Below are 428 nucleotides of genomic sequence, written 5' to 3' on the forward strand. Positions count from 1 at the left end.
CCTTTGGATCGACAATACGCGGATTGCTTGCGGACATGGCCCGAAGCATAGTCTCAGCCAAATCTTTGATTTCGGGCTGGGCATCCGGGTGATTACGCAGCTCAAAGAAGTTGTCCCATTGACTCGACGTGACCACCACATTGATGTTGGTAAACGCCTCAAGCACGCGATTGGCAACCTGCTTGTGGATGTTGTACTCATTGGTACAGCGCTCAACGTAATCAGCAGTCAGGTTTGCCAGCTCCTGCCATTCCTTTCGGAACTTATCGAGAACATCGGCAGTAACTTGATCGCTAGCCTGCATGCCCGGTTCGTTCAGACCGACGTGAGCAAAGAACACGGGCTCTTCGCGAATCTGGGAGATAAGCTTCTTAGCGGGTATGGCTCGCGAACTTGATGCATTGCGCGAGAATACACGGTGTGTCATG

Annotated in this window: 1 protein-coding gene; it reads right to left on the reverse strand. The window is 52.1% G+C overall.

Annotated features, from left to right (window positions below):
- A partial coding sequence (locus AC1RPH_RS07885; RefSeq protein ID WP_481762037.1) for an FAD-dependent thymidylate synthase occupies window positions 1-428 on the reverse strand: 428 nt, incomplete at both ends.

The organism is Dellaglioa sp. CoH-57-MRSF-16 (assembly GCF_056782055.1).